At 56.7% G+C, this 25,930-nt stretch carries 26 protein-coding genes; 11 read left to right on the top strand and 15 right to left on the bottom strand.

The annotated features are described in order from the left end of the window. Window positions 1-68: 68 nt before the first annotated feature. The 10 genes from phoB to ACR0B0_RS04945 form a co-directional block, all read right to left on the bottom strand. A complete protein-coding gene (phoB, locus tag ACR0B0_RS04900) occupies window positions 69-758 on the bottom strand; it encodes a phosphate regulon transcriptional regulator PhoB (protein ID WP_170348715.1) in 690 nt (229 codons plus the stop codon). 12 nt (window positions 759-770) lie between these two features. Beyond that, window positions 771-1,472 carry a phosphate signaling complex protein PhoU gene (gene phoU / locus ACR0B0_RS04905; RefSeq protein WP_058281268.1) on the bottom strand — a complete coding sequence of 234 codons (702 nt, stop codon included), beginning with the start codon at window positions 1,470-1,472 and terminating at the stop codon, window positions 771-773. 16 nt (window positions 1,473-1,488) lie between these two features. Continuing rightward, the gene (gene pstB / locus ACR0B0_RS04910) at window positions 1,489-2,286 is read right to left on the bottom strand and encodes a phosphate ABC transporter ATP-binding protein PstB (RefSeq protein ID WP_170358484.1); all 798 of its coding nucleotides are present in this window, start codon (window positions 2,284-2,286) and stop codon (window positions 1,489-1,491) included. A 12-nt stretch (window positions 2,287-2,298) separates the two neighbouring features. Further along, complete coding sequence (gene pstA / locus ACR0B0_RS04915) at window positions 2,299-3,660, bottom strand: phosphate ABC transporter permease PstA (protein WP_480646659.1); 1,362 nt, start codon at window positions 3,658-3,660, stop codon at window positions 2,299-2,301. Beyond that, complete coding sequence (gene pstC / locus ACR0B0_RS04920; protein ID WP_480646661.1) at window positions 3,657-5,129, bottom strand: phosphate ABC transporter permease subunit PstC; 1,473 nt, start codon at window positions 5,127-5,129, stop codon at window positions 3,657-3,659. The genes pstA and pstC overlap by 4 nt, the downstream gene beginning before the upstream one ends. Before the next feature lie 84 nt (window positions 5,130-5,213). Beyond that, the gene (locus ACR0B0_RS04925; protein WP_480646663.1) at window positions 5,214-6,254 is read right to left on the bottom strand and encodes a substrate-binding domain-containing protein; all 1,041 of its coding nucleotides are present in this window, start codon (window positions 6,252-6,254) and stop codon (window positions 5,214-5,216) included. 194 nt (window positions 6,255-6,448) lie between these two features. Next, window positions 6,449-7,495 carry a sensor histidine kinase gene (locus tag ACR0B0_RS04930; RefSeq protein WP_170394108.1) on the bottom strand — a complete coding sequence of 349 codons (1,047 nt, stop codon included), beginning with the start codon at window positions 7,493-7,495 and terminating at the stop codon, window positions 6,449-6,451. Between the two features lie 22 nt (window positions 7,496-7,517). Beyond that, window positions 7,518-8,042 (bottom strand): gamma carbonic anhydrase family protein, encoded by a 525-nt coding sequence (locus ACR0B0_RS04935; protein ID WP_170358490.1) that lies wholly within the window; start codon window positions 8,040-8,042, stop codon window positions 7,518-7,520. Further along, window positions 8,039-8,680 carry a guanylate kinase gene (gmk, locus tag ACR0B0_RS04940; RefSeq protein WP_170348722.1) on the bottom strand — a complete coding sequence of 214 codons (642 nt, stop codon included), beginning with the start codon at window positions 8,678-8,680 and terminating at the stop codon, window positions 8,039-8,041. The genes ACR0B0_RS04935 and gmk overlap by 4 nt, the downstream gene beginning before the upstream one ends. Before the next feature lie 17 nt (window positions 8,681-8,697). Continuing rightward, window positions 8,698-9,588 carry a YicC/YloC family endoribonuclease gene (locus tag ACR0B0_RS04945; protein ID WP_480646666.1) on the bottom strand — a complete coding sequence of 297 codons (891 nt, stop codon included), beginning with the start codon at window positions 9,586-9,588 and terminating at the stop codon, window positions 8,698-8,700. 231 nt (window positions 9,589-9,819) lie between these two features. Between ACR0B0_RS04945 and ACR0B0_RS04950 the strand changes: the two genes are divergently transcribed. Next, window positions 9,820-10,494, top strand: a complete 675-nt coding sequence (locus ACR0B0_RS04950) for a PAS domain-containing protein (protein WP_170394114.1) — start codon at window positions 9,820-9,822, stop codon at window positions 10,492-10,494. A gap of 52 nt (window positions 10,495-10,546) precedes the next feature. Here ACR0B0_RS04950 and ACR0B0_RS04955 read toward each other — a convergent pair whose 3' ends face one another. Continuing rightward, window positions 10,547-11,917: a class II 3-deoxy-7-phosphoheptulonate synthase gene (locus ACR0B0_RS04955; RefSeq protein WP_170348725.1), complete on the bottom strand. Its 1,371-nt coding sequence runs from the start codon at window positions 11,915-11,917 to the stop codon at window positions 10,547-10,549. 169 nt (window positions 11,918-12,086) lie between these two features. On the opposite strand from ACR0B0_RS04955, the gene ACR0B0_RS04960 reads away from it, so the two are divergent. Then, window positions 12,087-13,091 carry a GlxA family transcriptional regulator gene (locus ACR0B0_RS04960; protein ID WP_170348726.1) on the top strand — a complete coding sequence of 335 codons (1,005 nt, stop codon included), beginning with the start codon at window positions 12,087-12,089 and terminating at the stop codon, window positions 13,089-13,091. Between the two features lies 1 nt (window position 13,092). Here the strand turns inward: ACR0B0_RS04960 and ACR0B0_RS04965 are convergent, their stop codons facing one another. After that, window positions 13,093-14,187, bottom strand: coding sequence for a PQQ-dependent sugar dehydrogenase (locus tag ACR0B0_RS04965; RefSeq protein ID WP_480646668.1), 1,095 nt, complete (start codon window positions 14,185-14,187; stop codon window positions 13,093-13,095). Between the two features lie 166 nt (window positions 14,188-14,353). Here ACR0B0_RS04965 and ACR0B0_RS04970 point away from each other — a divergent pair, with 166 nt between their 5' ends. The 4 genes from ACR0B0_RS04970 to ACR0B0_RS04985 all read left to right on the top strand — a co-directional run bounded on the left by ACR0B0_RS04970 (window position 14,354) and on the right by ACR0B0_RS04985 (window position 17,727). After that, on the top strand, window positions 14,354-15,535 hold the full coding sequence (locus ACR0B0_RS04970) for an ABC transporter substrate-binding protein (RefSeq protein ID WP_170348728.1): 1,182 nt from the start codon (window positions 14,354-14,356) through the stop codon (window positions 15,533-15,535). A gap of 106 nt (window positions 15,536-15,641) precedes the next feature. Then, window positions 15,642-16,430 carry an ABC transporter ATP-binding protein gene (locus ACR0B0_RS04975; protein ID WP_170348729.1) on the top strand — a complete coding sequence of 263 codons (789 nt, stop codon included), beginning with the start codon at window positions 15,642-15,644 and terminating at the stop codon, window positions 16,428-16,430. Next, window positions 16,427-17,269 (top strand): ABC transporter ATP-binding protein, encoded by an 843-nt coding sequence (locus tag ACR0B0_RS04980; protein ID WP_170348730.1) that lies wholly within the window; start codon window positions 16,427-16,429, stop codon window positions 17,267-17,269. The genes ACR0B0_RS04975 and ACR0B0_RS04980 overlap by 4 nt, the downstream gene beginning before the upstream one ends. Further along, complete coding sequence (locus tag ACR0B0_RS04985; RefSeq protein WP_480646670.1) at window positions 17,266-17,727, top strand: hypothetical protein; 462 nt, start codon at window positions 17,266-17,268, stop codon at window positions 17,725-17,727. The genes ACR0B0_RS04980 and ACR0B0_RS04985 overlap by 4 nt, the downstream gene beginning before the upstream one ends. A gap of 177 nt (window positions 17,728-17,904) precedes the next feature. Here ACR0B0_RS04985 and ACR0B0_RS04990 read toward each other — a convergent pair whose 3' ends face one another. Continuing rightward, window positions 17,905-18,258 (bottom strand): hypothetical protein, encoded by a 354-nt coding sequence (locus ACR0B0_RS04990; RefSeq protein WP_170348732.1) that lies wholly within the window; start codon window positions 18,256-18,258, stop codon window positions 17,905-17,907. Between the two features lie 422 nt (window positions 18,259-18,680). On the opposite strand from ACR0B0_RS04990, the gene ACR0B0_RS04995 reads away from it, so the two are divergent. From ACR0B0_RS04995 to ACR0B0_RS05010, 4 genes are all read left to right on the top strand, one after another. After that, window positions 18,681-19,058, top strand: a complete 378-nt coding sequence (locus ACR0B0_RS04995) for a hypothetical protein (RefSeq protein ID WP_170348733.1) — start codon at window positions 18,681-18,683, stop codon at window positions 19,056-19,058. 206 nt (window positions 19,059-19,264) lie between these two features. Beyond that, window positions 19,265-20,275: a branched-chain amino acid ABC transporter permease gene (locus tag ACR0B0_RS05000; protein ID WP_170348734.1), complete on the top strand. Its 1,011-nt coding sequence runs from the start codon at window positions 19,265-19,267 to the stop codon at window positions 20,273-20,275. Beyond that, window positions 20,272-21,585, top strand: coding sequence for a branched-chain amino acid ABC transporter permease (locus ACR0B0_RS05005; protein ID WP_170348735.1), 1,314 nt, complete (start codon window positions 20,272-20,274; stop codon window positions 21,583-21,585). Before ACR0B0_RS05000 ends, ACR0B0_RS05005 begins: the two co-directional genes overlap by 4 nt. 187 nt (window positions 21,586-21,772) lie before the next feature. Then, window positions 21,773-22,024, top strand: coding sequence for a hypothetical protein (locus ACR0B0_RS05010; RefSeq protein WP_170348736.1), 252 nt, complete (start codon window positions 21,773-21,775; stop codon window positions 22,022-22,024). A gap of 45 nt (window positions 22,025-22,069) precedes the next feature. Here the strand turns inward: ACR0B0_RS05010 and ACR0B0_RS05015 are convergent, their stop codons facing one another. Next, window positions 22,070-23,611 carry a helicase HerA-like domain-containing protein gene (locus ACR0B0_RS05015; protein ID WP_170348737.1) on the bottom strand — a complete coding sequence of 514 codons (1,542 nt, stop codon included), beginning with the start codon at window positions 23,609-23,611 and terminating at the stop codon, window positions 22,070-22,072. 438 nt (window positions 23,612-24,049) lie between these two features. Here ACR0B0_RS05015 and ACR0B0_RS05020 point away from each other — a divergent pair, with 438 nt between their 5' ends. Then, complete coding sequence (locus ACR0B0_RS05020; RefSeq protein WP_480646672.1) at window positions 24,050-24,646, top strand: invasion associated locus B family protein; 597 nt, start codon at window positions 24,050-24,052, stop codon at window positions 24,644-24,646. A 66-nt stretch (window positions 24,647-24,712) separates the two neighbouring features. Here the strand turns inward: ACR0B0_RS05020 and ACR0B0_RS05025 are convergent, their stop codons facing one another. After that, window positions 24,713-25,921, bottom strand: coding sequence for a beta-ketoacyl-[acyl-carrier-protein] synthase family protein (locus ACR0B0_RS05025; RefSeq protein WP_170375382.1), 1,209 nt, complete (start codon window positions 25,919-25,921; stop codon window positions 24,713-24,715). Between the last annotated feature and the right edge of the window lie 9 nt (window positions 25,922-25,930).

Here is a 25,930-nt window from a genome sequence, read left to right on the forward strand (position 1 = left end):
CTTTCAGCAAAAGACAGTAAGAGTTTGGCATCTGACTATGAGCAAAACTCATACCCCTGCCCCGATCTTCAACCCAGAGCGTAACCGGCGCCGCGAACGGTTCGAACCGGGTCCTTACCGCCATGCTGCGTCAGTGCTTTTCGCAACCGACCGATATGGACGTCTACGGTGCGCGTATCGACATAGATATCGCGGCCCCAAACCCGGTCAAGCAGTTGCTCGCGGCTCCAGACGCGGCCGGGTTTTTCCATGAATGTGCTCAGCAGGCGAAACTCGGTTGGGCCAAGCTTTAATGGTTTGCTGTTACGGCTCACCTTGTGCGTTTCCGCGTCCAGAATGATGTCGTCAAATTCAAGACGTATACCAACAGTTGCCGGGCGGACCCGGCGCAGTTGCGTGCGCACCCGCGCCATTAGTTCTACCACCGAATACGGTTTGACCACGTAATCATCTGCGCCGGTTTCCAGACCGCGCACCTTGTCGATCTCTTCCGTACGCGCCGACAGCATGATGATCGGAATTGCGCGTGTATCAGGGCGCATTTTAAGACGGCGACAGACCTCAATCCCGCTGAGATTCGGCATCATCCAATCCAATACGATGATGTCAGGCTGTTCCTCATCGACCAACAGCATGGCTTCGTCGCCATTGGCGGCCTTGGATACGCGGAACCCTTCAGCTTCGAGGTTATAGGCCAGCACTTCACGCTGGGCCGGTTCATCCTCGACCACCAGAACGGTTGGTTGATCAGCGGACATTCGTCTGAACTCCTAGGCGGATTGAGAGGTTATATCGGCTTTCGGGCGCGCCTCGGTCGGGCGCTCGCCGGTGACGAAATACACGACCTGTTCGGCAATCGCGGTGACGTGGTCACCCATACGCTCGATGTTCTTGGCGATGAAATGCAGGTGCATACAGGACGAGATATTGCGCGGATCCTCGGCCATGAAGGTCAGCAATTCGCGGAACAGACCGTTATACATCTGGTCGACCTCTTCATCGCGGTCGATCACCTCGGCGGCCAGTTCGGCATCACGCTGAATATATGCGTCCAGTGCGTCGCGCAGCATGCGTTCAACCTCGCGTGCCATACGACGCAAGGCAGCCGCGCTGCCGTTGATATCCCCCCCACTGGCCAGAACCGTGGTGCGCTTGGCGATGTTTTTGGAATAGTCGCCGATGCGTTCCAGGTTGGCAGATACCTTCAGAACTGACAGCACCAGACGTAAATCGCTGGCGGTCGGCGCACGCAGCGCGATCAGGCGGGCGGTTTCTTCGTTGATCAACTCTTCCAGAGCGTCGATGGCCTTGTCACCTTGACGAACTTGCTGAGCCAGTTCCTCGTCGCGTGTTTCAAGGGACCGGGCCGAGTTCATGATGGCGGCTTCGACCAGACCGCCCATCTTCATGATATGGGCCTGAATGGCTTCTAGGTCGCGGTCGAAGGCGGATGCAATATGTTGTTCGCTCATATCTGAATACCTGTGTTCAGCCGATCCGGCCGGTGATGTAGCTTTCCGTGCGAGGATCGACGGGATTGGTAAAGATTTGCCCGGTTTCCCCAAATTCCACCAGATTGCCCAGATGGAAGAATGCGGTCTTCTGGCTGACCCGTGCGGCCTGCTGCATCGAGTGAGTGACGATCACCACCGAATAGCGCGCGCGCAGGTCGTCGATCAGTTCTTCGACCTGTGCTGTTGCAATCGGGTCCAGGGCTGAGCATGGCTCATCCATCAGCAGAACCTCGGGCTCCGTCGCCACAGCGCGGGCAATGCACAGGCGCTGTTGCTGACCGCCGGACAGACCGGTGCCAGGGGCATCCAGGCGGTCCTTGACCTCGTCCCAGATCGCACCGCGGCGCAGGGATTTTTCCACGATCTCATCCAGTTCCGCCTTGTTTTTCGCAAGACCGTGAATGCGCGGACCGTAGGCCACGTTGTCATAGATCGACTTTGGGAACGGATTGGGTTTCTGAAACACCATGCCCACTTTTGCACGCAGTTGTACTGGGTCGACGCGCTTGTCATAGATATCCTCGCCATCCAGCAGGATATCGCCCTGCACCCGGCAAATGTCGATCGTGTCGTTCATCCGGTTCAAGCACCGCAGAAAAGTGGACTTACCGCAGCCCGACGGCCCGATGAATGCCGTGACGGTTTTGTCCTCGATTTCAACATTTACGTCTTTGATGGCGTGCGTATCGCCGTAATGGACCTGAACGTTATTCGCGGCGATCTTGATGTTTTTGGAGTCCACGGTTCTCTCCACATTTGTCATCTGGTTCATCTTGGGCCCCTTTTACCAGCGGCGTTCAAAGCGGCGGCGCAGAAGTACCGCGATGGTGTTCATTGTCACAAGGAAGATCAACAGAATGATGATGCCCCCCCATGCGCGTTCATAAAAGGCCGGGTCGGCGCGCTTGGACCATTCATAGATCTGCGCCGGCATGGCCGAGTTTGGCGACAGGAAACCAGCGACGATGCCATCCGGTGGGTTCGAGGCGATAAAGCCCACCATTCCGATCAGCAGTAGGGGTGCGGTTTCCCCCAGCGCCTGCGCCAGGCCGATGATCGTGCCAGTCAAGATGCCGGGCGCGGCCAGAGGCAGAACGTGATGGAACACCGCCTGCATTTTCGAGGCCCCTACCCCCAACGCTGCATCACGGATCGACGGCGGAACCGCCTTCAGCGACGCGCGGGTCGATATGATGATCGTCGGCAAGGTCATCAGCGTCAGCACCAGACCACCGACCAGCGGAGCGGATGTCGGCAGGTGCATATAGTTGATGAACACGGCCAGACCCAGAATACCAAACACGATGGACGGCACGGCAGCGAGGTTCGAAATGTTTACCTCAATGATATCAGTCAGTCGATTCTGCGGTGCAAATTCCTCAAGATAGATTGAGGCCGCAACACCAATCGGAAGCGCTAGCGCAAGCACCACAAACATCATGAACAGCGAACCCAGCATCGATACACCGATCCCCGCAGCCTCGGGCCGCTGATCAGATGCGTCCGAGCCAAAGATGAAATCAGGGTTGAAGGCTTTGTACAGCACGCCCGCATCCCGCAACTGATCAACGAAATCAAGTTGTTCGACCGTGATGCTCTTATCGTTGGCAATCGACTCACGTGTGACGCGGCCCTTCAAATAGCCATCGACGCGGCTGTTGGTCAAAAAGCGGAAACTGACCGTATTGCCGATCTCATCTGGGTTGGCGATGACGTAATTGCGCAGCTCGGCTTGCGCTGCCTTGGACAGGATTTTACCCATTGCCTTGGGTTTCAGATCGGTCTGAATGCCCAGCTCTTGAACTTCGGCTTCCAGAGCCGATGCAATAAGGGGCGCGTAACCGAAGGTCGAAACCTTCTTGATGTCCTCAATATTGCGGTTGCCCTTCTTATCAAGCTTGTCGGCCTTTAGCTCGACATTCAGTTCAAGATAGGTCTGCTGGAAGGCCCCGGTCCCAGCGGTCACAATATTCGTGACCAGCACGACCAGCATCAGCAACCCGATACCGATTGCGGCGACACCGTACATCTTGAACCGACTTTCAGCCGCATTGCGCCGCTTGGTGCGCGCGTCCTTTTCAAACAGCGAACCGCCCTTGGGTTTCGCCGCAGGAGCAGCGCCAGGTGTTTGGGAAATATCGGTCATTCGTACTGCTCCCGGTATTTGCGTACGATGTAGAGGGCAAAGATGTTCAGCCCCAGCGTTATGATGAACAGTGTCAGACCCAGTGCGAAGGCCACCAGTGTCTCGGGGCTGGCAAAGTCGGTGTCGCCGGTCAGCTGGCTGACGATCCGGGTTGTAATGGTGGTCATTGCCTCGAACGGGTTGCCCGAGAACTTGGCGATTGCACCGGCGGCCATCACCACGATCATCGTCTCACCAATGGCGCGGCTGGCGGCCAGCAGGATCGCGCCCACGATCCCCGGCAGCGCGGCGGGCAGAACCACCTGACGCACGGTTTCAGATTTCGTCGCGCCCAGTCCAAGCGAGCCATCCCGGATCGACTGTGGCACCGCGTTGATGATGTCATCAGACAGTGATGAGACAAACGGGATCAGCATGATGCCCATCACCAAACCAGCGGTCAGAACGGCATTGGAACTTGCCATCCACCCCAGCCCCAACGCGCCGCCATTTCCGAATAGGGACACCAGCGCAGGCCCCACGGTCAGCAAGGCAAACAGGCCGTAAACGATGGTTGGAATACCCGCGAGGATTTCCAGCAAAGGTTTCGCGACCGACCGCGTCACGGTCGAGGCATATTCTGACAGATACACAGCCGCAAATAGGCCAATCGGCACCGCCACCAACAGCGCAATCACCGAGATATAGAGCGTACCCCACAAAAGCGGCAGGATCGACAACTCACTCCCACCGCGGAAATTCGGGGCCCAGGTGCTGCCGAAGAAAAAGTCTTTCCACGAGTGTAGTTGGAAGAAGTTCAGCGTCTCGAAGAACATCGACAAGACGATGCCTACGGTGGTCAGAATAGCAATCGACGCAGCCAGTAGCAGCAAGGCCAGAACACCTTGCTCGACCACGTTGCGCGCGCGGAATTCCTTATTCGTGCGAACATAAGCAAAGGCCGCACCCAACAAGGCCAGCGCCAGCACTACGACCTGCATCGCCACAGACCCGCTGCTGGTCATGCTGCGGTATTTCTGAGCGGCCATCAAGATTGGCTGGGTTATATCTTGCGTCAGAACCTGGCCCGCGTCCTTCAGGGCCGCGGTCAGTGTATCAATATCCGCATTCGCGTTTTGCGCTTGTGCCTCGGTCATCGTGCCAGCGGCAACAGCACCGTTCAGGCCGTCAGCCACGCGGCGCACCTCGCTCATAACAAGGCCGCGATCCGACCCTTCGGCGATCGCGTTGTCAGGGATCAAACCGGATATTGCGTTGTCGATGATCATTGGCTGCACCAAAAGCCAGATGATCAGTACGCCCAAGGCCGGAACAAGCGCCGTAAAGGCAACATTGTAGCCGTAATAAGACGGCAACGAATGCAGTTCGCGGGCGTTACCCCCCGCGCTAGCCAGGGCTCGGGAACGGCCCGTGAAAAATCCGATCACTGCCAGCGCAAGCAGGATTAGCAACAGCCAGGATAACGCCATGAGAACTCCGTGAGGATGGCAGTGAGTGGAGTCAAAAAGAACCGGGGCGTGAAGAAAACGCCCCGGTTCGGTCTTCGATATGGATTAGGAACCACCGCCTAGAACGGCTTCGTTTGCAACAGTTTCCTGAACCTTGCCAAGCTCCGGGTCAGAGACCAGGCCGTACTCGGCCAGCGGACCATCGGGGCCTGCAATCTCATCCGCGACAAAGAACTCAGCATATTCTTTCAGGCCGGGAACCACGCCAATATGCGCTTTCTTCACGTAGAAGAACAGCGGGCGCGACACTGGGTATTCGCCCGATGCGATGGATTCGGTCGACGGAACAACGTCTGACATGGTCGCAACCTGCAGCTTGTCAGTGTTGTTTTCGTAGAACGCCAGACCAAAGACGCCGATGCCGTCCTTGTTGCTGTCGATGCGCGCCAGGGTCTCGGTATAGTCGCCGTCGATGTCGACCGAAACGCCGTCGGTGCGCAGAGCGATACAGGCTTTCTCAGCCGCCTTTTTGTCGTCGCCGTTGGCCGCTTTGTAGACGTCAAAGTCGCCCAGATGCTCACAACCGGCCAGGATCACATTGTCTTCGAACACTTCACGGGTGCCGTGCTTGGTGCCCGGGATGAAAGCCGCGATGGGTTGCGCCGGGAAATCCGGGTTCACGTCGGCCCAGGTTTTGTTCGGGTTGTCGACCAGCTCGCCGTCCACAACGATCTGCGCGGACAGGGCCTTGTACCAATCTTCCGGCGTGAACTCGAACGTGTTGCCGTTAATGTCCGAGGCGAACACAATGCCATCATAACCGATCTGCACTTCGATGATGTCGGTCACACCGTTTTCGGCACAGGCTTTGATCTCTTTTTCACGGATCGCGCGCGATGCGTTTGCCACGTCGATGGTGTTTTCGCCAACACCTTCGCAGAACCGCTTGAGGCCCGCTGACGAACCACCCGACTCGACAACTGGTGTCGGGAAGTCAAAATTTTCACCGAAGGCTTCTGCAACGATCGAAGCATAAGGCAGCACGGTCGAAGAACCCGCGACCTGAACCTGGTCACGCGCAGCAGCAGCGGTGGCCGATACGGCAGCGATAGCAAGCGCCGAAGCCGACAGTTTTACAAAGGACATTCCAGTCTCCTTGATCATATCAGTTTGTGATCATCCCCATGATGATCTTGCGCCAACGTCTAAAAGTCGCGCGTAAGCCTTTTGTGACAGGTATGTAACAGCTTTATGACGGATCGCATGAAAACAGGCCGTTGGAACGCAAAGCTGCAATGCGCTTTTTACATGACAGGCAGACCACGGCCGGCAAGCTTTTGTTATCGCGGCAATATTACGGTAAAGGTTGAACCCTTTCCAGCTTCGCTTTGCATCCGCAAACGCCCGCGATGGCGGTTGATTATGTGTTTTACAATCGCAAGGCCCAGCCCAGTTCCGCCCAGTTGTCGCGATCTGTGGCTGTCGGCGCGGTAGAATCGCTCGGTCAGGCGGGGCAGGTGTATCGCGTCAATGCCGGGCCCCTTGTCACTGACCAAAACCCTGACAGCCGGACCACGCATGACGGAATCGCGTTCGGATGATTCCACCCGAATGTCGACGCTGCCCCCACTGCCACCGTATTTGATGGCGTTCTCGATCAGGTTGGTGAAGACCTGACGCAGCTGGTCGCCATCCCCGATCAGCGAGACAGGCCCTTCTGGCGCGTTCAAGCTCACCTCGACGTTGGCACTCTCGGCCAGCGGGCGCAGTGAGTTCAGCGTTGATTGCAACAGCCCCGTCAATTCAAGCTGATCTTTGGGCCGCACACGTTCTTCGCTTTCGACACGGTTTAGTGACAGCAGATCCCCCACCAATCGGTTCATACGATTGGCTTCGTCGGCCATGATCTCAAGAAACCGCGCGCGCGCGGCGGCGTCATCACGCGCCGGACCACGCAACGTTTCGATGAAGCCCATCAACGCTGTCAGCGGTGTGCGCAACTCATGACTGACATTCGCCACGAAATCCCGCCGCATCTGGCTGGCCTGCTCGACATGCGAGACATCTTGGAAAGTCGCCAGCATGGCACCGCCGGACACCGCCCCTACACCGTTCAGATAACGGCATTCGACCTCGAACGTGGTGTCCTGCGCTCCGTCATTGGACAGGTGGCGCGCCTTTGCCGGACCATTGGTATGCAGGCACTGTTCAATTGCGTCAATCACCCCAGGCTGCCGCAGAATCGTCGCGAAATGCCGACCGACGATATTCTGCGTCAGAAGGGTTTTGGCATCGTCATTGGCGGCAATGATCCGTTCGGTCTGGTCGACCATCAAAGCCGGCATCGGAATGGCCGAGACAAATTCGGCAAGCAGGTCGTCTGACATTCTTCAGACCCTTCCCGGCAAGTTAGGACACAGGCTTCATCTCGTCACGGAACCGGCGCATATTCTGTTGATAATGTAACGCGCTGAGCGTGATTTTCTGCGCCGCGGCTTCGTCCAGTTCCCGCACGACCTTGCCCGGCGTTCCCATGACCAGCGAGTTGTCGGGGATTTCCTTGCCTTCAGTGATCAAGGCCCCTGCCCCGATCAGACAATTCTTACCAATCTTTGCCCCGTTCAACACGATGGCTCCCATGCCGATCAGCGTGTTTTCCCCGATCGTACACCCATGCAGCATCACCTTGTGGCCAATGGTACAATTCTTACCGATGGTCAGAGGATAACCGGCGTCGATATGCATGATGCAATCTTCCTGCACATTGCTGCCTTCGCCAACGCGAATCTCTTCATGATCAGCGCGGATGGTGCAGCCGAACCAAACCGAGGCTCCTTCTTCCAGCACTACTTTGCCAATCAAGTTGGCATCGGGTGCAACCCAAGTATCGTCGTGGATCTGTGGTGCGTGTTCGCCCAAGGCATAGATGGTCATGACAAACCTTCAAATTCGTTCTGTAAGGTGCGTACGTGGTCTTGCAGTCTTGGTTGTTGGATACGGCGCATACGCTCTGCGCTGACGATGGTTTTCAGCTTTTCCTCGGTTGTATCCAGGTCATCGTTGACCAGCACATAGTCGTAATAGCCCCAGTGGCTGATTTCATCCCAGCTTTTGAGCATCCGCTTGGCGATCACGTCCTCGCTGTCCTGCCCGCGGGTTTCCAGGCGGCGGCGTAATTCGGGGATCGAGGGTGGCAGGATGAAAATCGACAATGCGTGCTTACCCAGATCCGAATTGCGGATCTGAACCTCACCCTGCCAATCCACGTCAAAAAGAACATCGCGGCCCGCATTTATCGAGTCCTGCACCGGGCCTGCTGGAGAGCCATAGAAATTCCCAAACACGTGCGCATGTTCCAGCATCTGACCCTTGGCAACCTGCTGTCTAAATTCATCCTCTGACAAAAAGTAATATTCCCGTCCGTGTTCTTCGCCCGGGCGAGGTGCGCGGGTCGTGGCCGAAACCGAGAATTCCAGACCTTCATCCCAGGCCATAAGCCTGCGGGCCAAAGTGGATTTCCCCGCCCCGGAAGGCGAAGACAGGATGATAAGTAGGCCGCGGCGATCTGCCATGTCAGTTGTTCCCATCGCTATTCAACATTTTGCACCTGTTCGCGCATCTGATCTATTACGGCCTTCAGCTCAAGCCCAACCGAGGTCAGCTCGGCGCTTTGCGCCTTTGAACACAGCGTGTTGGCCTCGCGGTTAAACTCCTGCATCAGGAAATCCAGCTTGCGCCCCACGGCCCCATCCTGCGACAGCAGATCGCGTGCGGCGTTCACATGCGTTTTCAGGCGGTCAATTTCTTCGGTGATATCGGATTTGACCGCGATCAGCGCCAATTCCTGCGCGACCCGGTCCGGGTCAGCCCCTTGCGCATTGTCCAGCACACGGGCCAGATTTTCGCGCAATGCCTCGGCGGTCTTGTCCTTGCGTTGTTCTGCAAGCTCGGCCGCTTGCACCGTTAAGTCGGCGACCTGAGCAAGCTGACCGTCCAGAATGTCTGCCAGAGCCTTGCCTTCTGTCTGGCGCATGTCGACGAAAGCTGCCAACAGGTCGGCAAATTCGTTCGTCAATTCCTTGACCAGAGGCGCGGGGTCGTCCACTTCACTGCCAGCCTCCAACATTCCTCTCAGCCCTATCAGGTCCGCCGCGGTCGAAGGTGCCAGCGCGACGCCGCTTTCTGCCGCCATTTCCTGCGTACGGGCCAGCGCAGCAAGTGCCGCGCCCATGGCGTCTTCATTCAGAACCAGATCAGGGGCAGTTTCTTCGCGGCTTAACCGTAAGGACAAAGTGACATTTCCCCGGCTCAGTGATTTGGACAGCTGGCCGCGCAAGGCGGTTTCGAGCCCGGTCAGCCACTCGGGCATGCGCAACCGTATGTCCAGACCCTTGCCGTTCACGCTGCGCAGATCCCACGTCCAGCTATGGGGTCCATACGCCCCTTTGCCTGCGGCGAATCCGGTCATGGATCTGATCATGTTGGCTGTCCTTGTCTGCTCGGTTGTCGCACCTAATGCCATCGGCGGGCGCAGGGCAAGAGTTTGCTGGTTTTCGGCCTTCGTCCAGAAGTTAACCATTCGTTAAAGAATTCCTCCAAAATTGACTCAACTCGTGTCAATTTGGCTTTGGTCAGGGATGATCGGACCTGAAGGGTCCCGATATCTTGAATTTTAGATAAATGACGGGCGATTGACGCTAGGGTGATGTAAATGAAAACGTTTTTCGGTAACAGGTTCGGATCAAACTCTGGAAAGATCGTCGCAATGGATCGTTTTGACAGCGGGCGCAGCCTCTCGCCCATCCGACAGGTCGAGGCGTACTGGACCGCGCTGTTAACCGGCGACGGTGTCCCCAAACGTGCGCAGATCGATCCGCGCGGGCTTGAGAACGTTCTGGAATACACGTTCATTCTGGAACGTATCGCGCCCGGTCTGGCCCGGTTTCGTCTGGCTGGAAGCCAACTAACACAGCTGGCAGGCATGGAAGTGCGCGGCATGCCGTTAACCGCGTTTTTCGAACCCAGCGCTCGTGGCCAGATATCGGACGTATTGGAGCAGGTCTTTGCCCAGCCGGCAATTGCCGAGCTTGGATTAGTCGCCGCCGGCAAACTGGGCCGCAACCAGTTGCAGGCACGTATGATCCTGTTGCCCCTGAAAAGCGATCTTGGCGATGTCAGCCGCGTGTTGGGTGTCATGATGTCCGACGGTGCAATCGGCGCGACGCCTCGCCGTTTCTCAATCCCCGACACCAGAGTGCGGGCTGTTTCAGACGTTCAGGCACCGCAACAACCGGCGCAGCAAATCTCGGCCGGGTTTGCGGAAGAGCAAGCAGAATTCAAGAAACCCGGATCACATCTACGGCTGGTTGCGTCACGGGACGACTGACAAAAAAGGCGGGCCAGTGCAGCCCGCCTTTTAACCTTAAAGACAGCAAATCTTAGCTGGCTTCACGTTTGTTGCGATCGCGGCGCAGGTTGGTCAGTTCTTCGGCAACCAAAAAGGCCAGTTCCAGCGATTGCGTCGCGTTCAGTCGCGGGTCGCACGCAGTGTGGTAACGATCCGAGAGGTCCTCTTCGGTCACGGCACGCACCCCACCGGTGCATTCGGTCACGTCCAAACCGGTCATCTCAAAATGCACGCCCCCAGGGATGGTGCCTTCGGCCTGATGCACACCAAAGAAGTCGCGCACCTCGCGCAGGACTGAATCAAACGGACGGGTTTTGTAGCCCGTCGCCGATTTGATCGTGTTGCCGTGCATCGGGTCGCAGACCCATGTGACCTTGGCGCCCTCTTCCTTGACGGCCTTGACCAGACGCGGCAGATGCTCACCCGCCTTGCCCGCACCAAAGCGCGCGATCAGGGTCAAGCGACCTTCCTCGTTTTCCGGGTTCAACTTGGACATCAGAACCTTGAGGTCTTCTGCCGTGGTCGAGGGACCACATTTCAGACCAATCGGGTTCAGGACACCGCGGCAAAATTCTACATGCGCCCCGTCCGGCTGACGGGTGCGGTCACCGATCCAGATCATATGGCCCGAACCGGCCAGCCAGTTGCCAGAGGTGGAATCAAGACGGGTCAGCGCCTCTTCGTATTCCAGCAGCAGGCTTTCATGGCTGGTGTAGAACTCAACGGTCGAGAACTCATGCGTGGTGTCCGCCGTGATCCCCGCCGCACCCATGAAGTCGATAGTGTCCTGAATACGGTCGGCGATTTCCGAGTATTTCTGCACGTCCTGTACATCGGTGAAGCCCAAAGTCCAGGAATGCACCATGCTCATATCGGCGAAACCACCGGTCGAGAAAGCGCGCAAAAGGTTCAGGGTCGCAGCCGCCTGAGTGTAGGCCTGCAGCATCTTGCCCGGATTCGGAATCCGTGCTTCGGGTGTGAAGGCCAGTTCGTTGATGATGTCACCACGGTAGCTGGGCAGCTCAACGCCATCCACCACCTCGGTCGGGGCGCTGCGCGGTTTGGCGAATTGGCCTGCCATGCGGCCCACTTTGACCACCGGTACCTTGGCGCCATAGGTCAGAACCATTGCCATCTGCAGCATCACCTTGAACGTATCACGGATCGCATCCGCGCTGAATTGTTCAAAGCTTTCCGCACAATCCCCGCCCTGCAACAGGAAGGCCTCGCCGCGACCGGCGGCACCCAAATGTTGCTTTAGACGCCGTGCTTCGCCCGCAAAGACCAGCGGGGGATACTGTGAAAGCTGAGCCTCGACTTTGGCCAGCGCGGCCGCGTCGGTATAGTCTGGCATTTGAACCCGGGGCTTGTTGCGCCAGTTCGTTTTTTGCCATTCAGTCATAGCTTTGATCTCCGCTGAAGTATTCAGGTTGCTTCTATACAAAATGCATTGAAGACTGACCATATACGATTTGGCCCTCTTGACGCAGCAAACAAGCTTTGATCAAGGTGGCTGCCAAATCTGACGTCGGACAAAAAGTCGCCGGGCGCCGAATCAAGGACACCTCGCCATGCAAGAGCAACGCCAAGTTGTCACGGTGGAAGACACTGCGGCCAACTCCCGCAATTTCGTATTTGTCCTTTTGGACAAATTTTCTCTGCTGTCGTTTGCTTCGGCACTGGACAGCCTGCGCATAGCCAACCGTATGGCGGACAAAACGCTGTATACGTGGACATTGATGGGTGAAGGTGGCGAAACAGTCAGCTGTTCGGCCGGAACTACCTTTGCGCTGGATTCAGACCTGGTTGAGCTGCAGCGCGACGATGTTGTCATGATCTGCGGTGGGGTCGACGTTCAGGCGGCGACCACCAAGAAGGTGTTGAACTGGGTGCGCCGCGAGGCAAGGCGCGGCTTGCGCATCGGTGGCCTATGCACAGCGGCCTATACTTTGGCCAAGGCCGGGCTGTTGGATGGCAAACGCGCAACCATTCACTGGGAAAACTCCGACAGCTTTGTCGAGGAATTCGACGAGGTTGAACTGACCAAGTCCGTCTTTATCGTCGACGGCAACCGGATGACGACTGCAGGCGGCACGTCTTCCATCGACCTGCTGCTTAAAATCATTGCTGATGACTTCGGCGAGGATTTGGCGAATGCCGTTGCGGATCAGATGATCTATTCCTCGATCCGCACCGACCAAGACACCCAGCGTCTATCGACACCAACTCGGATTGGCGTGCGTCACCCGAAACTGAGCCAGGTCATCCTGATGATGGAAAAGAACATCGAGGAACCGATCTCACCCTCGATTCTGGCCAAGGATGTCGGCATGTCGACGCGGCAGTTGGAACGTCTGTTCCGCCGCTACCTGAGCCGTTCGCCCAAACGGTATTACATGGAGCTGCGCCTGCACAAAGCGCGCAACTTGTTGATGCAAACCGATATGAGTGTGATCAATGTGGCGCTGGCCTGCGGGTTTGCCTCGCCCAGCCATTTCTCGAAATGCTACCGGGCGCATTACAATACCACGCCTTATCGCGAGCGTGGAGCGCAGGGCGACCGGTTGTCGGTGTAAGTTACTCAGGGGTCATACGATAGACGGCCCCTTCACCCACGGAAATGAACCAGATTGACCCGTCAGGGGCCTCGACTATGTCGCGCACCCGAATCGTTTCAGGGCCCTTGATCTGTTCAACCTCGCGCAGCGGCGATCCCGCCAGCCGCGCGATATAGTCGAATTTGAGCGACCCAACGAAGATATCCCCTTTCCAGTCCGACCAAAGCTTGCCGGAATAAACCATCAGACCCGAAGGGGCGATGGAAGGGTCCCAATAATGCTCTGGTTGTTCCATACCCGGCTTCGCGGTGCCTTCTCCTATTTTGTCGCCGGAATAATGCACGCCATAGGAGATGACTGGCCAACCGTAGTTCGACCCTGGCTGAACCAGATTGACCTCATCCCCACCTTTTGCCCCGTGTTCCGATATCCAAAGGCGGCCCCTTGCGTCCAAACCGGCCCCTTGCGGATTGCGATGGCCATAGGACCAGATCTCAGGCTGCACACCGCTTGCCTGAACAAAGGGATTGTCACCGGGAACCGATCCGTCACGGTTCACGCGGATCACCGTGCCATTATGATTGGACCTGTCTTGCGCCTTGGGGCGTTCCCCCCTGTCGCCGATTGTGACGAACAAAGTTCCGTCCTTAGCTTCCACCACGCGGGAACCGTAGTGACGCCCTGATGAACCACCCGGGACAGCCTCGAAGATCACACGCAGGTTGGTCAGCCGATCACCGCCTTCAGACAATCGGGCCACCGCAAGGGCCGTTCCGGTGCCGCCGCGCTGTGGTTTGGAAAAGGTAAGGAATATCTCGCGTGTTTGGCTAAAATCACGGGCGACCGTCACGTCCAACAAACCGCCCTGCCCTTTGGCCAAAACGTCGGGCACACCTTTGACGGATTTGGCTTTCCCATCCGCAACATAAAGCAGTTTGCCATCCCGTTCGGTGATCAATACCCCCTGGTTCGGCAAAATACCAATTGCCCACGGGGCATCCAATCCTTCGACCATCGGCGTCACTCGCACAGGGCCAGAAGAAGTTTGCAGTACGTCGGCACTGAGCAGCCCCGCCTTAAAGACAAGAAACAGAATCGTGAAAACTCTCAACATTCAGCTCTCCACCTGCAGCATGCCAGCCGCCAGAAACGGGACAAACCCAACAAAACAATCAGAACTTCAGGTGGCAACCACACAATTGCGTGAGGACTTTTCTTTTCCGAACAGCTTGCCTAGGGTCGTGCCCAGAACGAACACGTTCCAATTTGGGAGTAACCACATGAAAAAGCTGCTTACTGCAACCGCAGCAACCGCACTGTTGGCCGGCACCGCCATGGCCGAAGACGTTAAACTGGGCATTATGTTCGGTTTCACCGGCCCGATTGAATCGCTTTCGCCAGCAATGGCGTCCGGCGCTGAGCTGGCGATGAAAGAGGTTTCGGAATCCGGCAAACTGCTGGACGGGTCCACCGTAACGCCCGTACGTGCTGATACGGGCTGCGCTGACAATGCTCTGGCCACCGCTAATGCGGAACGTCTGGTTGCCGAAGGCATCAACGGCCTTGTTGGCGGAGACTGTTCGGGCGTAACCGGTGCCATTCTGCAAAACGTCGCCGTGCCGAACGGTATGGTCATGATCTCACCTTCGGCCACCTCTCCGGGCCTGTCAGTTATGGAAGATAACGGCCTGTTCTTCCGCACGTCCCCATCGGATGCGCGCGAAGGCGAAATCATGGCCGACATCCTGAAAGAGCGCGGCGTCAACTCGATCGCTCTGACCTATACCAACAACGACTACGGCAAGGGCCTGTCCGAGGCGATCAAATCCTCGTTCGAGGCGCTGGGCGGTGAGGTAACCATCGTTGCCGCGCACGAAGACGGCAAAGCCGACTATTCGGCCGAAGTCGGCGCGCTGGCATCGGCAGGTGGCGACATTCTGGTCGTTGCGGGCTATCTGGATCAGGGCGGTCTGGGCATCATTCAGTCCTCGCTGGACAGCGGCGCATTTGACACCTTTGGTCTGCCGGGTGGCATGATCGGTGACTCGCTGCCTGAAAACGTCGGTCCGGATCTGAACGGCTCGTATGGTCAGGCCCCAGGATCGAAAAGCGAAGCTGCGGATTCGTTCTTTGCCATGGCCGAAGCCGAGGGTTTTGACGGCTCGTCCATCTTCGTGCCCGAGTCCTATGACGCAGCGGCGCTGTTCCTGCTGGCCATGCAGGCGGCGGGTTCCAGCAACCCGGCGGACTATGGCGGCAAGATCATGGATGTTGCCAACGAACCGGGTGAAAAGATCTATCCGGGTGAGCTGGCCAAGGGTCTGGAGCTCCTCGCAGCGGGCCAAGACATCGACTATGTCGGCGCCTCGGGCGTTGAGCTGATCGGCCCCGGCGAAAGCGCCGGTGCATACCGCGAAATCGAAGTCATCGATGGTGAGATGAAGACGGTTAACTACCGTTAAATCCTCATCTGACAGAGCAAAACCGAACAGCCCGGGCCTTGTGTCCGGGCTGTTTCAGTGACAAAAGGCTGCACCTCTGTTTTCGGGGAAAAGGCAAGGGAAAACCATGATCGTCGTTGAGGACGTGCATAAGCATTTTAGCGGGTTCCACGCGGTGGACGGTGCTTCGCTGGAAATCCAAAAGGGCTCGATCACCGGCCTGATCGGACCGAACGGTGCGGGCAAGACAACCCTGTTCAACGTGATCGCGGGTGTGTTGCCGCCGACCAGCGGCAAGGTTTTCATGGATGGCGAAGATATCACTGGCCTGCCTCCGCATAAGCTGTTTCACAAAGGGCTGCTGCGCACGTTCCAGATCGCGCATGAGTTTTCGTCAATGAGTTGCCGCGAGAACCTGATGATGGTGCCCGGCGCGCAATCGGGTGAATCACTGTGGAACACTTGGTTTGGCCGCAAACGCATCGCCGACGAGGAACGCGCCCTGCGCGCCAAGGCGGACGAGGTGTTGGAGTTCCTGACCATCGAACACCTGGCCGACCACAAGGCAGGTCAGGTTTCGGGCGGGCAAAAGAAACTGCTGGAACTTGGTCGCACCATGATGGTCGACGCCAAGATCGTGTTTCTGGACGAGGTTGGCGCGGGTGTGAACCGCACCTTGCTGATGACCATAGCCGACACCATTCTGCGTCTGAACAAGGAGCGCGGCTATACCTTTGTCGTCATCGAGCATGACATGGATTTCATCGGCAAAATTTGCGACCCGGTGATCTGCATGGCCGAGGGCAAAGTGCTGGCCGAGGGCACTCTGGACGAGATCAAGGCCAACGAACACGTGATCGAGGCTTATCTGGGCACCGGCCTGAAGAACAAAGACAAGCTGGAGGCCCAGACATGACTGCGGGCGCAAGCGACAACCCCTATCAGGACGATCACGGCAACAAGGACGCAACAATTGCCAATACCAAGGGCATTGGCACAATGACCCCCGCGCATCCAACCAGCGGAGAAACCTACAAGGTCAGCGGCGGCCCCTTCCTGATCGGAGATACCATGACCGGTGGCTACGGCAAGGGTCCCGACATTCTGCACGACTGTACCATCGCCGTGGATAAGGGTGAAATCGCCGTCATCGTTGGTCCCAACGGTGCCGGTAAGTCCACCGCGATGAAGGCCGTGTTCGGAATGCTGGATGTCCGTGCCGGGTCGGTGCGGCTGGATGGCGAGGACATCACCAAACTGTCGCCACAGGATCGGGTGATCAGGGGGATGGGCTTTGTGCCGCAGACCTCGAATATCTTCACGTCCATGACGGTCGAGGAAAACCTAGAAATGGGTGCCTTCATCCGGCGCGACGATATCAGTCAGACGATGGAGCAGGTCTATGACCTCTTCCCGATCCTGCGCGACAAACGCAACCAGGCGGCCGGAGAGCTGTCGGGCGGTCAACGCCAGCAGGTTGCCGTGGGCCGAGCGCTGATGACCCAGCCCAAGGTGCTGATGTTGGACGAACCCACTGCCGGTGTCTCACCCATCGTGATGGATGAACTGTTCGACCGGATCATTGAGGTCTCACGCACCGGCCTGCCAATCCTGATGGTGGAACAGAACGCCCGTCAGGCTTTGGAGATTGCGGACAAGGGATATGTCCTGGTGCAGGGGCGGAATGCGTATAGTGGCACGGGTAAAGAATTGCTGGCCGATCCCGAAGTGCGCAAGAGCTTCTTGGGGGGATGAGTGCTGTGTTTCCTCAGCGAGGACTGAAACACTTTCTTTTCTTAACTGTCGCTGGGTTCGGTGCAACTGGTGTAGGATATGCCGAAATCGTTCCCCAAACTTACTGTCAGGTAAAAATGTGTGAAGTTCGTGCGCATTGCATCTCGAACGACTGTGATGCCGTCGAGTGTCTAGAAGGCGGCTTTACTATGGAACTTTCTTCTATCGGCAACCAACTGAACACTTTTGCCGTCGGGCCAGATAAGGACTCCAAATTTCCGTTAGCTGGCTTTGAGTTCGAACCGGAACTTTCGAAAAATGGCCGACTTGTCGCACGCCGCACCGACGACAGAGAAATGGCGATCATGCAGATCGAGTTGGACAAGGGTCAGCCAACTGACGTCACTATCACAACACAAACCAGAGGTTGGATGGTCGACGTGTCGGTACTTCATGGCCACTGCGGAGAAAACAACTAATGGACGTCTTTGTAGCGCTCTCCAACTTCGTCCTTGTTTCTGCAGTCGTATAAATTGGCTAATCAAATTTGGTCGTATTGAAATTGCTTCGGTAACTTTACGATAAATAGCTGAGGTGGGGTAAATAGGACTTATTCTCATTAGTACTACCTTCACCACCAATACATTCAGCCTCATTCACCCGATCGGATCACCACACGACCCGAAATCCTGCGCGGCATGCGGTCCTTTAATCGACATGTCGTAGTTCAGATCCTCAAAATCCACGACAAAGGTCACGACGTCCTTGTCCATGATGTGCAGAAAGGTCAGCGAGTTCAGACCGGCAATGATCGTGGCCTCTCCGCGGATGTCATCAGTGACGATAAATCCCTTATCCGTGGTTCCGGACCTCGCCAATGTCACCGCGCCGCCAGTATTGTCCGATACGCAATTAACAACGAAATCCGCCCCGTCCAGAGGGTCGCTTGTTGCGGCTAGCGCCATTGCTGGCAAAGCCGCGCTCAATATCACTACTGCACAGATTTTCATGATGTACCTCCCATTAGTCAGCGCCCTCGAGCACAGGGCAAGATCATCATTTAGATCAATAACTTCAACGGGCTGCACGGCGGTCCTCACTTTCAGTTGATCCCAGGTGAAAGGCTGTGTTCGCGTGTCAACGCCTCTTTGACACGGTTAAAACGCGTGCTTTCATGCAACCAATCGTGGCGAGAAGATGGCGTTTGCAGCTTTGCGCCACTGGTCGGATAAACAACCTCCAATAAAACGGTTTATTCCCGGATGGTTACCCCACTCCCCTAAGAATTGTTAAAATTAATCCCTTCAGAATTCCGCCCTGTCTCGGCTCAATTTCCGCCACGATCCGCCCCTAATCACGAACGCGCGAACAGCGGGAATCCTGATTGGATTCTCAAATATTTCGGGCAATTGCCCCCTTCAGGAGACATATTATGAAATATCTGGCTGCGCTTGCCGCCATCGTTCTGCCTGCGACCGCGCAGGCCGTGTCGCAAGCCCCCGCGCAAGGTGAATTTGTTTACGAGTGCCAGATTACCGAAACCTGCAACCCCGGTGGGTGCAATCCAATTGAACCAGCCCACCAGGTCGTGCTGAAACAGATCGAAGGGCAATCCAAGGGCTTGCTGCTGGCCGAGGGTCAAGAGCATGAAGTCCTTGTGATCCCCGGCCTCGGCGCGCAGGAATTTCTACAAATTCTAAGCAACGGAAGTGTGGGATACACGGTTGCATCAGAGACCGGCCACCTTGAAGTTCGCGCCTCTGGCGGGCAACAGCGCAACGAACGCGGGGTCTGTACGCTCAAAAATTGACCACATTTACTATCGCAAGAACAGCAAAGCTGAACCAGCGACGCGTCTGACGGACATGATCCTGTCAGGCGCGCCTTGATTGCCCGAAAGGAACGCTGCCCATATGCAGTTTTTCTTCGGAATTCGACCGTCCATAACCGTTGAAATATTGTGTCTTTGCGCGCGGGTATGCCATAAGGCCGCACCCGGCGGAATGAGAAGGTGAGATGGACATACTGAACGCGCTTGTCGCGCTTGCGAATTTTGTGTTGGTGCCTGCAATTGCTTATGGCAGCCAGCTGGCACTGGGGGCGCTGGGGGTCACGCTGATCTACGGTATCCTGCGGTTTTCCAACTTTGCCCATGGCGACACGATGGCCTTTGGCGCGATGATCGCCGTTCTGGTCACCTGGGGGCTGCAGGCCGTTGGGGTCAGTTTTGGTCCGCTGCCGACCGCCCTTTTGGCCCTGCCCTTTGCCATATTGGGCTGTATCGTTCTGGTGCTGATCACCGACCGAATGGTCTATCGATTTTATCGCGAGCAAAAGGCCAAGCCGGTCATTCTGGTTATTGTGTCGATGGGCGTGATGTTCATCATGAACGGTCTGGTGCGGTTCATCATCGGCCCGGACGATCAGAGGTTTTCGGACGGTCAGCGGTTTGTGATCTCCGCACGTGAATTCAAGGCCATGACCGGGCTGAATGAGGGGCTGGCGATCAAGACATCTCAGGGCATTACCGTCATCGTTGCAGTTGTTGCCGTTGTGCTGTTGTTCTGGTTCCTCAACAAAACCCGCACTGGCAAATCGATGCGTGCGTATTCGGATAACGAAGATCTCGCCCTGCTGTCCGGTATCAACCCCGAGCGGGTGGTGATGATTACATGGATCATCGTGGCGGCGCTCGCGACCACGGCCGGGGTCCTGTACGGGCTGGACAAGAGCTTTAAACCTTTCGTTTATTTCCAGCTGCTTCTGCCGATTTTCGCCTCGGCCATCGTCGGCGGGTTAGGCAGCCCTGTGGGTGCCATTGCCGGCGGGTTCATCATCGCCTTTTCCGAAGTCACGATCACTTACGCCTGGAAAAAGGTGCTGACCTATCTTGCCCCGGAAAACCTGGAGCCGTCGGGATTGGTGCAATTCCTGTCCACCGATTACAAATTCGCCGTAAGTTTTGTCATTTTGCTGATCGTGCTTCTGTTCAAACCTACGGGTCTGTTTAAAGGGAAAGCGGTATGACCGAGCCTGTCAAAAATACGCTGCTTTTCGCTGTTGTTGGTGGCCTGATCCTGCTGACCGGATTCACGCAAAGCTGGAACGCCGCGATATTGATCCTGAACATGGGACTGATCTCGGCCATCATGGCGCTTGGGGTGAACCTGCAATGGGGTTTCGCCGGTTTGTTCAACGTCGGGGTCATGGGCTTTGTTGCGTTGGGCGGGCTTGCCGTTGTGCTGGTCTCGACCCCGACAACACCTGGCGCCTGGTCTGCCGGAGGTTTCGGTATTGTACTGGCCCTGCTGCTGGGCGCTGCAACCGTTGTGGCCACAGTTCTGGTGGCGCAGAAGATGCCCAAAGGTCGGGTTCGGACTTTGTCGATCATTGCCATTCTCATCATCGGCTTCTTTGTTTACCGCGCTGTTCTCGACCCCAACACCGCGGCGGTCGAGGCCATTGAACCGGCTGTTGCGGGCAACCTCGGCGGTCTGAATCTGCCTGTTCTGCTGGCCTGGCCCGCAGGTGGACTGCTGGCGGCTGGTGCAGCGTGGCTGATTGGTAAAACTGCTCTGGGCCTGCGCTCGGACTATCTGGCGATTGCAACGCTGGGGATTGCCGAGATCATCATCGCGATCTTGAAAAACGAGGACTGGTTGGCCCGGGGCGTCAAAAACGTCTACGGCATCCCGCGCCCTGCGCCGGTCGTTGGGTACGAGGTCGATCTGCAGAGTGACCCTGGCTTTGTCGCTCGCGCCGAATGGTTGGGGCTGGATACAGTCACGGCTTCGACGCTGGCGGTTAAACTGGGCTATTCGTTTCTGTTCCTGATCGTTCTGCTGGTCCTGCTCTGGATGGCGCAAAAGGCGCTGAACAGCCCGTGGGGCCGCATGATGCGCGCCATTCGTGACAACGAGGTCGCGGCCGAGGCGATGGGCAAGGACGTGACCCGCCGCCATTTGCAGATCTTTGTGCTGGGCTCGGCCATCTGCGGAATTGCAGGTGCTATGATGACAACGCTGGACGGCCAGTTGACCCCCAGCGCGTATCAGCCATTGCGGTTTACATTCCTGGTCTGGGTAATGGTGATCGTCGGTGGATCAGGTAACAATTTTGGTGCGGTACTGGGCGCGTTCGTGATCTGGTTCCTGTGGGTTCAGGTCGAACCTATCGGGCTGTGGCTGATGAACCTGATCACCGCTGGATTGCCTGATGGCAGCGCGCTTAAGGCACATCTGATCGAAAGCGCCGCGCATATGCGCCTGCTGACCATGGGGTTGATCCTACTGATTGTTCTCAGATTCAGTCCAAGGGGCTTGATCCCCGAGAAATAGATCACTTTCAGGGGAATATTCGGAACCGCGCCTCAAAATCGGCGCGGTTTCTTGATTCATGAACCGAACCTTAATAGACCGAATTATCGTTGGGCAGTTTCCGGACCTGCGCCAGATCGCCTTCACGGTTAATTAGTCAGTTGACGCTGATACTACAGGTCACCTCTCGAGAGTAAGAAGACGACACATGAAAACTTCGTTTATCCCAAAAATCCTAATGCTGACAGTTGTTGCCAGCCTGGCCGCATGTATCCCGTCACCCGAAGATCTGGAAACCGATCCAGTTCAGGTCCAGACCTCAAAGGGTGTGGTGACGTGCCAGTTGTACCGCCCGGATCGCGTCATCTGGGATCGTGCCATCGACTACCCCGCGACCAAGATGTCTGTGGCCGAGGCTGACGGCTACTGCCGGCAGGAAGGTCAGCGTCGTCTGAAGTAACCTAAACAGCGCCGCGCAACGAAACCGCTGTGCGGCGCCTTGGGCTTACCTAGCGCGGAACAACCCGCCCAGAATTCCACGAACAATGCGGCGCCCGGTTGTACCTTTTAGCTCTTTGATGACGGCCTCGCTCATTGCTGTAGCAAAGGTATCTTTCTGCCGTTTAACGCGAGAGGAAGATCGCCCGACCCGGCCACCGGAATAGCGCCTGGCCGTGGCGAACTCGCGTTCAGCAACAGATTGTGTCTCTTCTTGTTCTTCTGCTTTTGCAGCAGCCTGCGCGGCCTGATCGGCGCGTGCCTGCAGAATTTCAAAGGCCGATTTCCGATCCTTCAATGTACCATACTTGGCCTGCATCGGTGACGCTGTCATGATCGCCTGACGCTCGGACGCGGTGATTGGCCCAAGTTGTGTTCCCGGTGGACGGATCAGCGTCCGCTCAACAATACCTGGCACGCCCTTCTTTTGCAGCATCGACGTGACTGCCTCACCCACGCCAACCTCTCGGATTGCGGTTTCGGTGTCAAAGGCCGGGTTTTCGCGATAGGTTTCGGCCGCCAAACGCAGGTTCTTGCGATCCCGCGCGGTAAAGGCACGCAGCGCGTGCTGCACCCGGTTGCCGAGTTGCCCCAGAATATCTTCGGGAATATCCGCCGGGTTTTGAGAAATGAAATAGACGCCGACACCCTTGGAACGGATCAGCCGTGCGACCTGCTCTACTTTGTCTACCAAAACCTTGGGCGCATCTTCGAACAACAAATGGGCCTCATCAAAGAAGAACACCAACTTGGGTTTGTCGGGGTCGCCGACCTCGGGCAATTCCTCGAACAGCTCACTCAACAGCCACAACAGGAAAGTCGCATAGAGACGCGGCGACCCCATTAGCTTATCCGAGGCCAGGATGTTCACCATCCCCTGCCCGTTTGCATCAGTACGCATCAGATCGGCCAATTCCAGCGCGGGTTCACCGAACAAATTGGTTCCGCCCTGGTTTTCCAACACCAACAACCGCCGCTGGATTGCTCCAATCGAAGCAGTCGAGACATTACCATAGCGCAGGGATAACTGTGTGCGGTTCTCACCGATCCAGACCAGCAGGGCTTGCAGATCCTTGAGATCCAGCAGCGGCATCCCTTCTTCATCCGCCACTCGGAAAGCAATGTTCAAAATACCTTCCTGCGCCTCGCTCAGGTCCATGAGCCTAGACAACAGCAATGGCCCCATTTCTGTAACGGTCGTTCGAACAGGATGGCCTTGTTCGCCGAACAGATCCCAAAATGTTACCGGGCATGCGGCATAGGTATAATCCTGAAAGCCGATGCGCGCCGCGCGATCCTGAAACGCCTGGTGCAACTTGTGACTTTCACTGCCCGCCATTGCTAACCCGGACAAGTCGCCTTTGACATCGGATAGAAACACTGGGACGCCCGCAGCCGAGAACCCCTCGGCCAGGATTTGCAACGTCACCGTTTTGCCTGTGCCCGTCGCCCCTGCGATCAACCCGTGCCGGTTGGCATATTTGAGGGTCAGGTTTTGAGGCTGGCTGTAATCTTCACCCGCGCCGCCCAGAAAAATGTTTTTGTCCATGTAGGTAAGGCCTTAATTTCCACCGATCTGGACCCAGCATACAAAGTTAACCTTTGACTGCGATAGTCATTTTGCTGCCCTCGCTGTCAGAGGTCGGGTGCGGCAAACTTCCTCCCTGTCGACTGACCGCGCCTTCGGGCGCGGTTTTTTTAAAGCAATGCTGGTTCTTCCATTAAAATTTCAGGTTTTCAGTTGACGCATGCGACCGCCTTTCGTAACGTCTGCGCATAACTAAGTCGGCCAGTCCGACGGGGAGAAAAATTTATGAAAGGGAGCCGCTCCACCGGTTCCCTTTCTTTTTTGTTTCATCCTGGTTTCAAGCACTGGAAAGCGGCAAAAAGCTGACTACGGTCACCCATTTGTGCAGCTTAATGCCTGACACCATGATCCAAGGATGATAGACGGGTCAAAAAGCTCAATCACATAGCCGAGGCATTCATGATCAAGAACACTCTATCTCTCAGCCTTGTGGCCGCTGCGCTTTGGTGTGGTGCCGCTTATGCACAAGAAGCAACGCAGGATGCCGAGGCTCCGCAAACCCAAACCGGTGCTGACCTGGATCTTGGGGAATCCGGCCCGCGTATTGGCGAGCAGTACCTTAAGGAAGAGACCGGCGACTGGGCAGTCATGTGCATCAATACAGGAACTGACAGCGAACCTTGTGTCATGCGACAGATTCTGACCGGTCAGCAAGACCAGCCCATTGCGGAAATTACGATTGAAAAGCTGCCCGAAGAAGCTCCGGCCGTAGCTGCTGCGATCATCGTTGTGCCCCTCGAGGTGCTTTTGCAAGCTCAGATATCCTTGTCGATCGACGGAGCGCCGGGCAAACGATACAACTATCACCACTGCAACCCCGTTGGGTGCCTTGCGCAAGTGGGCTTTACCCAGCAAGACCTCGAAGCTTTGAAGAGTGGGACCAAAGGTACCTTGTCGATGGTTTCTGTTCTGGCACCTTCGCAGGCGCTGCAATTGGAAATATCTCTAGCAGGGTTCACTGCCGGGTTTGACCAGCTGGAAGTCATCAAAAACTAATACTAGTAAAACAGAAAACGCCGCCCAGTCCTTCGGGCGGCGTTTTGTCGTTTTGCTTCCGAAGCTTCAGACCCGTTTCAGAGCCAAAACCGCGTTCAACCCGCCAAAGGCAAACGCATTGCTAAGCGCAACATCCACCTTCGCGTCTCGCGCCTCATTTGGCACCACGTCCAAAGCACATTCGGGATCTGGATCTTCATAACCGATGGTTGGGGCGATCACCCCGTCGCGCAACGCCATGATACATGCCAGCAACTCGACCGCGCCAGTACCCCCAATCAAATGCCCGTGCATGGATTTCGTGGACGATATCATCAGGTCGTCTGCGTGCGGCCCGAACACACCGGCCACCGCCGCGCATTCGGTCTTGTCGTTCGCCGCTGTGCCCGTCCCATGCGCATTGATGTACCCGACTTGGTCCGCATTCAGGCGCGCATCGGTCAGCGCACCTGACATGGCACGTGCCGCGCCCTGCTTACTGGGCATCACGATGTCGGACGCATCCGAGGACATGGCAAAGCCGACAACCTCACACAGGATATCTGCCCCTCGTGCGCGCGCATGTTCGTATTCTTCAAAGACAAAAGCCCCGGCCCCTTCGCCCTGCACCATTCCATTTCGGTTGGCGCTGAACGGGCGGCAAGCGTCCTTGGACATCACGCGCAGGCCTTCCCAGGCTTTGACGCCGCCAAAACACAACATGGATTCTGATCCACCCGTGATCATTGCAGGTGCGGCGCCGCTGCGGACCATCTGAAACGCCAATGCCATCGCGTGATTGGATGAGGCGCAAGCGGTTGAAACCGTAAAACTTGGCCCCTTCAGGTTATGTTCCATAGACACGTGGCTGGCCGCCGCGTTGTTCATCAGTTTGGGCACCACAAATGGATGCACACGGTTTTTACCGTCCTCGTAGACGGAACGGTAATTATCGTCCCAAGTGGACACGCCGCCACCGGCGGTGCCAAGAACGACACCGGACCGAGCAGCAAGATCTCCGTGAAACTCGATCCCGGATTGGTCAATCGCCTCTTTCGCGGCGGTCAGCGTGAATTGCGTAAAGCGATCGTAAAGGCTCATCTGCTGGCGATTAAACCGCCCTTCGGCCTCGAACCCGCGCACTTGGCCGCCGATTTTGATGGAAAGCCGCTCAACATCGCGGAATTCAAGTTGCGAGATACCACAACGCCCTTCGCGCATAGCTTCAAGCGTATCAGGGACAGAGTGACCCAGCGAATTAATCGTCCCGGCCCCGGAAATAACAACGCGTTTCATAATTTCAGG

It is taken from the genome of Ruegeria sp. BA12, from assembly GCF_056539625.1.

Excerpts from the sequence above, each read along its gene's own strand:
- phoB (WP_170348715.1), bottom strand. The coding sequence starts at position 758 with ATGTCCGCTGATCAACCAACCGTTCTGGTGGTCGAGGATGAACCGGCC.
- phoU (WP_058281268.1), bottom strand. The coding sequence starts at position 1,472 with ATGAGCGAACAACATATTGCATCCGCCTTCGACCGCGACCTAGAAGCC.
- pstB (WP_170358484.1), bottom strand. The coding sequence starts at position 2,286 with ATGAACCAGATGACAAATGTGGAGAGAACCGTGGACTCCAAAAACATC.
- pstA (WP_480646659.1), bottom strand. The coding sequence starts at position 3,660 with ATGACCGATATTTCCCAAACACCTGGCGCTGCTCCTGCGGCGAAACCC.
- pstC (WP_480646661.1), bottom strand. The coding sequence starts at position 5,129 with ATGGCGTTATCCTGGCTGTTGCTAATCCTGCTTGCGCTGGCAGTGATC.
- ACR0B0_RS04925 (WP_480646663.1), bottom strand. The coding sequence starts at position 6,254 with ATGTCCTTTGTAAAACTGTCGGCTTCGGCGCTTGCTATCGCTGCCGTA.
- ACR0B0_RS04930 (WP_170394108.1), bottom strand. The coding sequence starts at position 7,495 with ATGTCAGACGACCTGCTTGCCGAATTTGTCTCGGCCATTCCGATGCCG.
- ACR0B0_RS04935 (WP_170358490.1), bottom strand. The coding sequence starts at position 8,042 with ATGACCATCTATGCCTTGGGCGAACACGCACCACAGATCCACGACGAT.
- gmk (WP_170348722.1), bottom strand. The coding sequence starts at position 8,680 with ATGGCAGATCGCCGCGGCCTACTTATCATCCTGTCTTCGCCTTCCGGG.
- ACR0B0_RS04945 (WP_480646666.1), bottom strand. The coding sequence starts at position 9,588 with ATGATCAGATCCATGACCGGATTCGCCGCAGGCAAAGGGGCGTATGGA.
- ACR0B0_RS04950 (WP_170394114.1), top strand. The coding sequence starts at position 9,820 with ATGAAAACGTTTTTCGGTAACAGGTTCGGATCAAACTCTGGAAAGATC.
- ACR0B0_RS04955 (WP_170348725.1), bottom strand. The coding sequence starts at position 11,917 with ATGACTGAATGGCAAAAAACGAACTGGCGCAACAAGCCCCGGGTTCAA.
- ACR0B0_RS04960 (WP_170348726.1), top strand. The coding sequence starts at position 12,087 with ATGCAAGAGCAACGCCAAGTTGTCACGGTGGAAGACACTGCGGCCAAC.
- ACR0B0_RS04965 (WP_480646668.1), bottom strand. The coding sequence starts at position 14,187 with ATGTTGAGAGTTTTCACGATTCTGTTTCTTGTCTTTAAGGCGGGGCTG.
- ACR0B0_RS04970 (WP_170348728.1), top strand. The coding sequence starts at position 14,354 with ATGAAAAAGCTGCTTACTGCAACCGCAGCAACCGCACTGTTGGCCGGC.
- ACR0B0_RS04975 (WP_170348729.1), top strand. The coding sequence starts at position 15,642 with ATGATCGTCGTTGAGGACGTGCATAAGCATTTTAGCGGGTTCCACGCG.
- ACR0B0_RS04980 (WP_170348730.1), top strand. The coding sequence starts at position 16,427 with ATGACTGCGGGCGCAAGCGACAACCCCTATCAGGACGATCACGGCAAC.
- ACR0B0_RS04985 (WP_480646670.1), top strand. The coding sequence starts at position 17,266 with ATGAGTGCTGTGTTTCCTCAGCGAGGACTGAAACACTTTCTTTTCTTA.
- ACR0B0_RS04990 (WP_170348732.1), bottom strand. The coding sequence starts at position 18,258 with ATGAAAATCTGTGCAGTAGTGATATTGAGCGCGGCTTTGCCAGCAATG.
- ACR0B0_RS04995 (WP_170348733.1), top strand. The coding sequence starts at position 18,681 with ATGAAATATCTGGCTGCGCTTGCCGCCATCGTTCTGCCTGCGACCGCG.
- ACR0B0_RS05000 (WP_170348734.1), top strand. The coding sequence starts at position 19,265 with ATGGACATACTGAACGCGCTTGTCGCGCTTGCGAATTTTGTGTTGGTG.
- ACR0B0_RS05005 (WP_170348735.1), top strand. The coding sequence starts at position 20,272 with ATGACCGAGCCTGTCAAAAATACGCTGCTTTTCGCTGTTGTTGGTGGC.
- ACR0B0_RS05010 (WP_170348736.1), top strand. The coding sequence starts at position 21,773 with ATGAAAACTTCGTTTATCCCAAAAATCCTAATGCTGACAGTTGTTGCC.
- ACR0B0_RS05015 (WP_170348737.1), bottom strand. The coding sequence starts at position 23,611 with ATGGACAAAAACATTTTTCTGGGCGGCGCGGGTGAAGATTACAGCCAG.
- ACR0B0_RS05020 (WP_480646672.1), top strand. The coding sequence starts at position 24,050 with ATGATCAAGAACACTCTATCTCTCAGCCTTGTGGCCGCTGCGCTTTGG.
- ACR0B0_RS05025 (WP_170375382.1), bottom strand. The coding sequence starts at position 25,921 with ATGAAACGCGTTGTTATTTCCGGGGCCGGGACGATTAATTCGCTGGGT.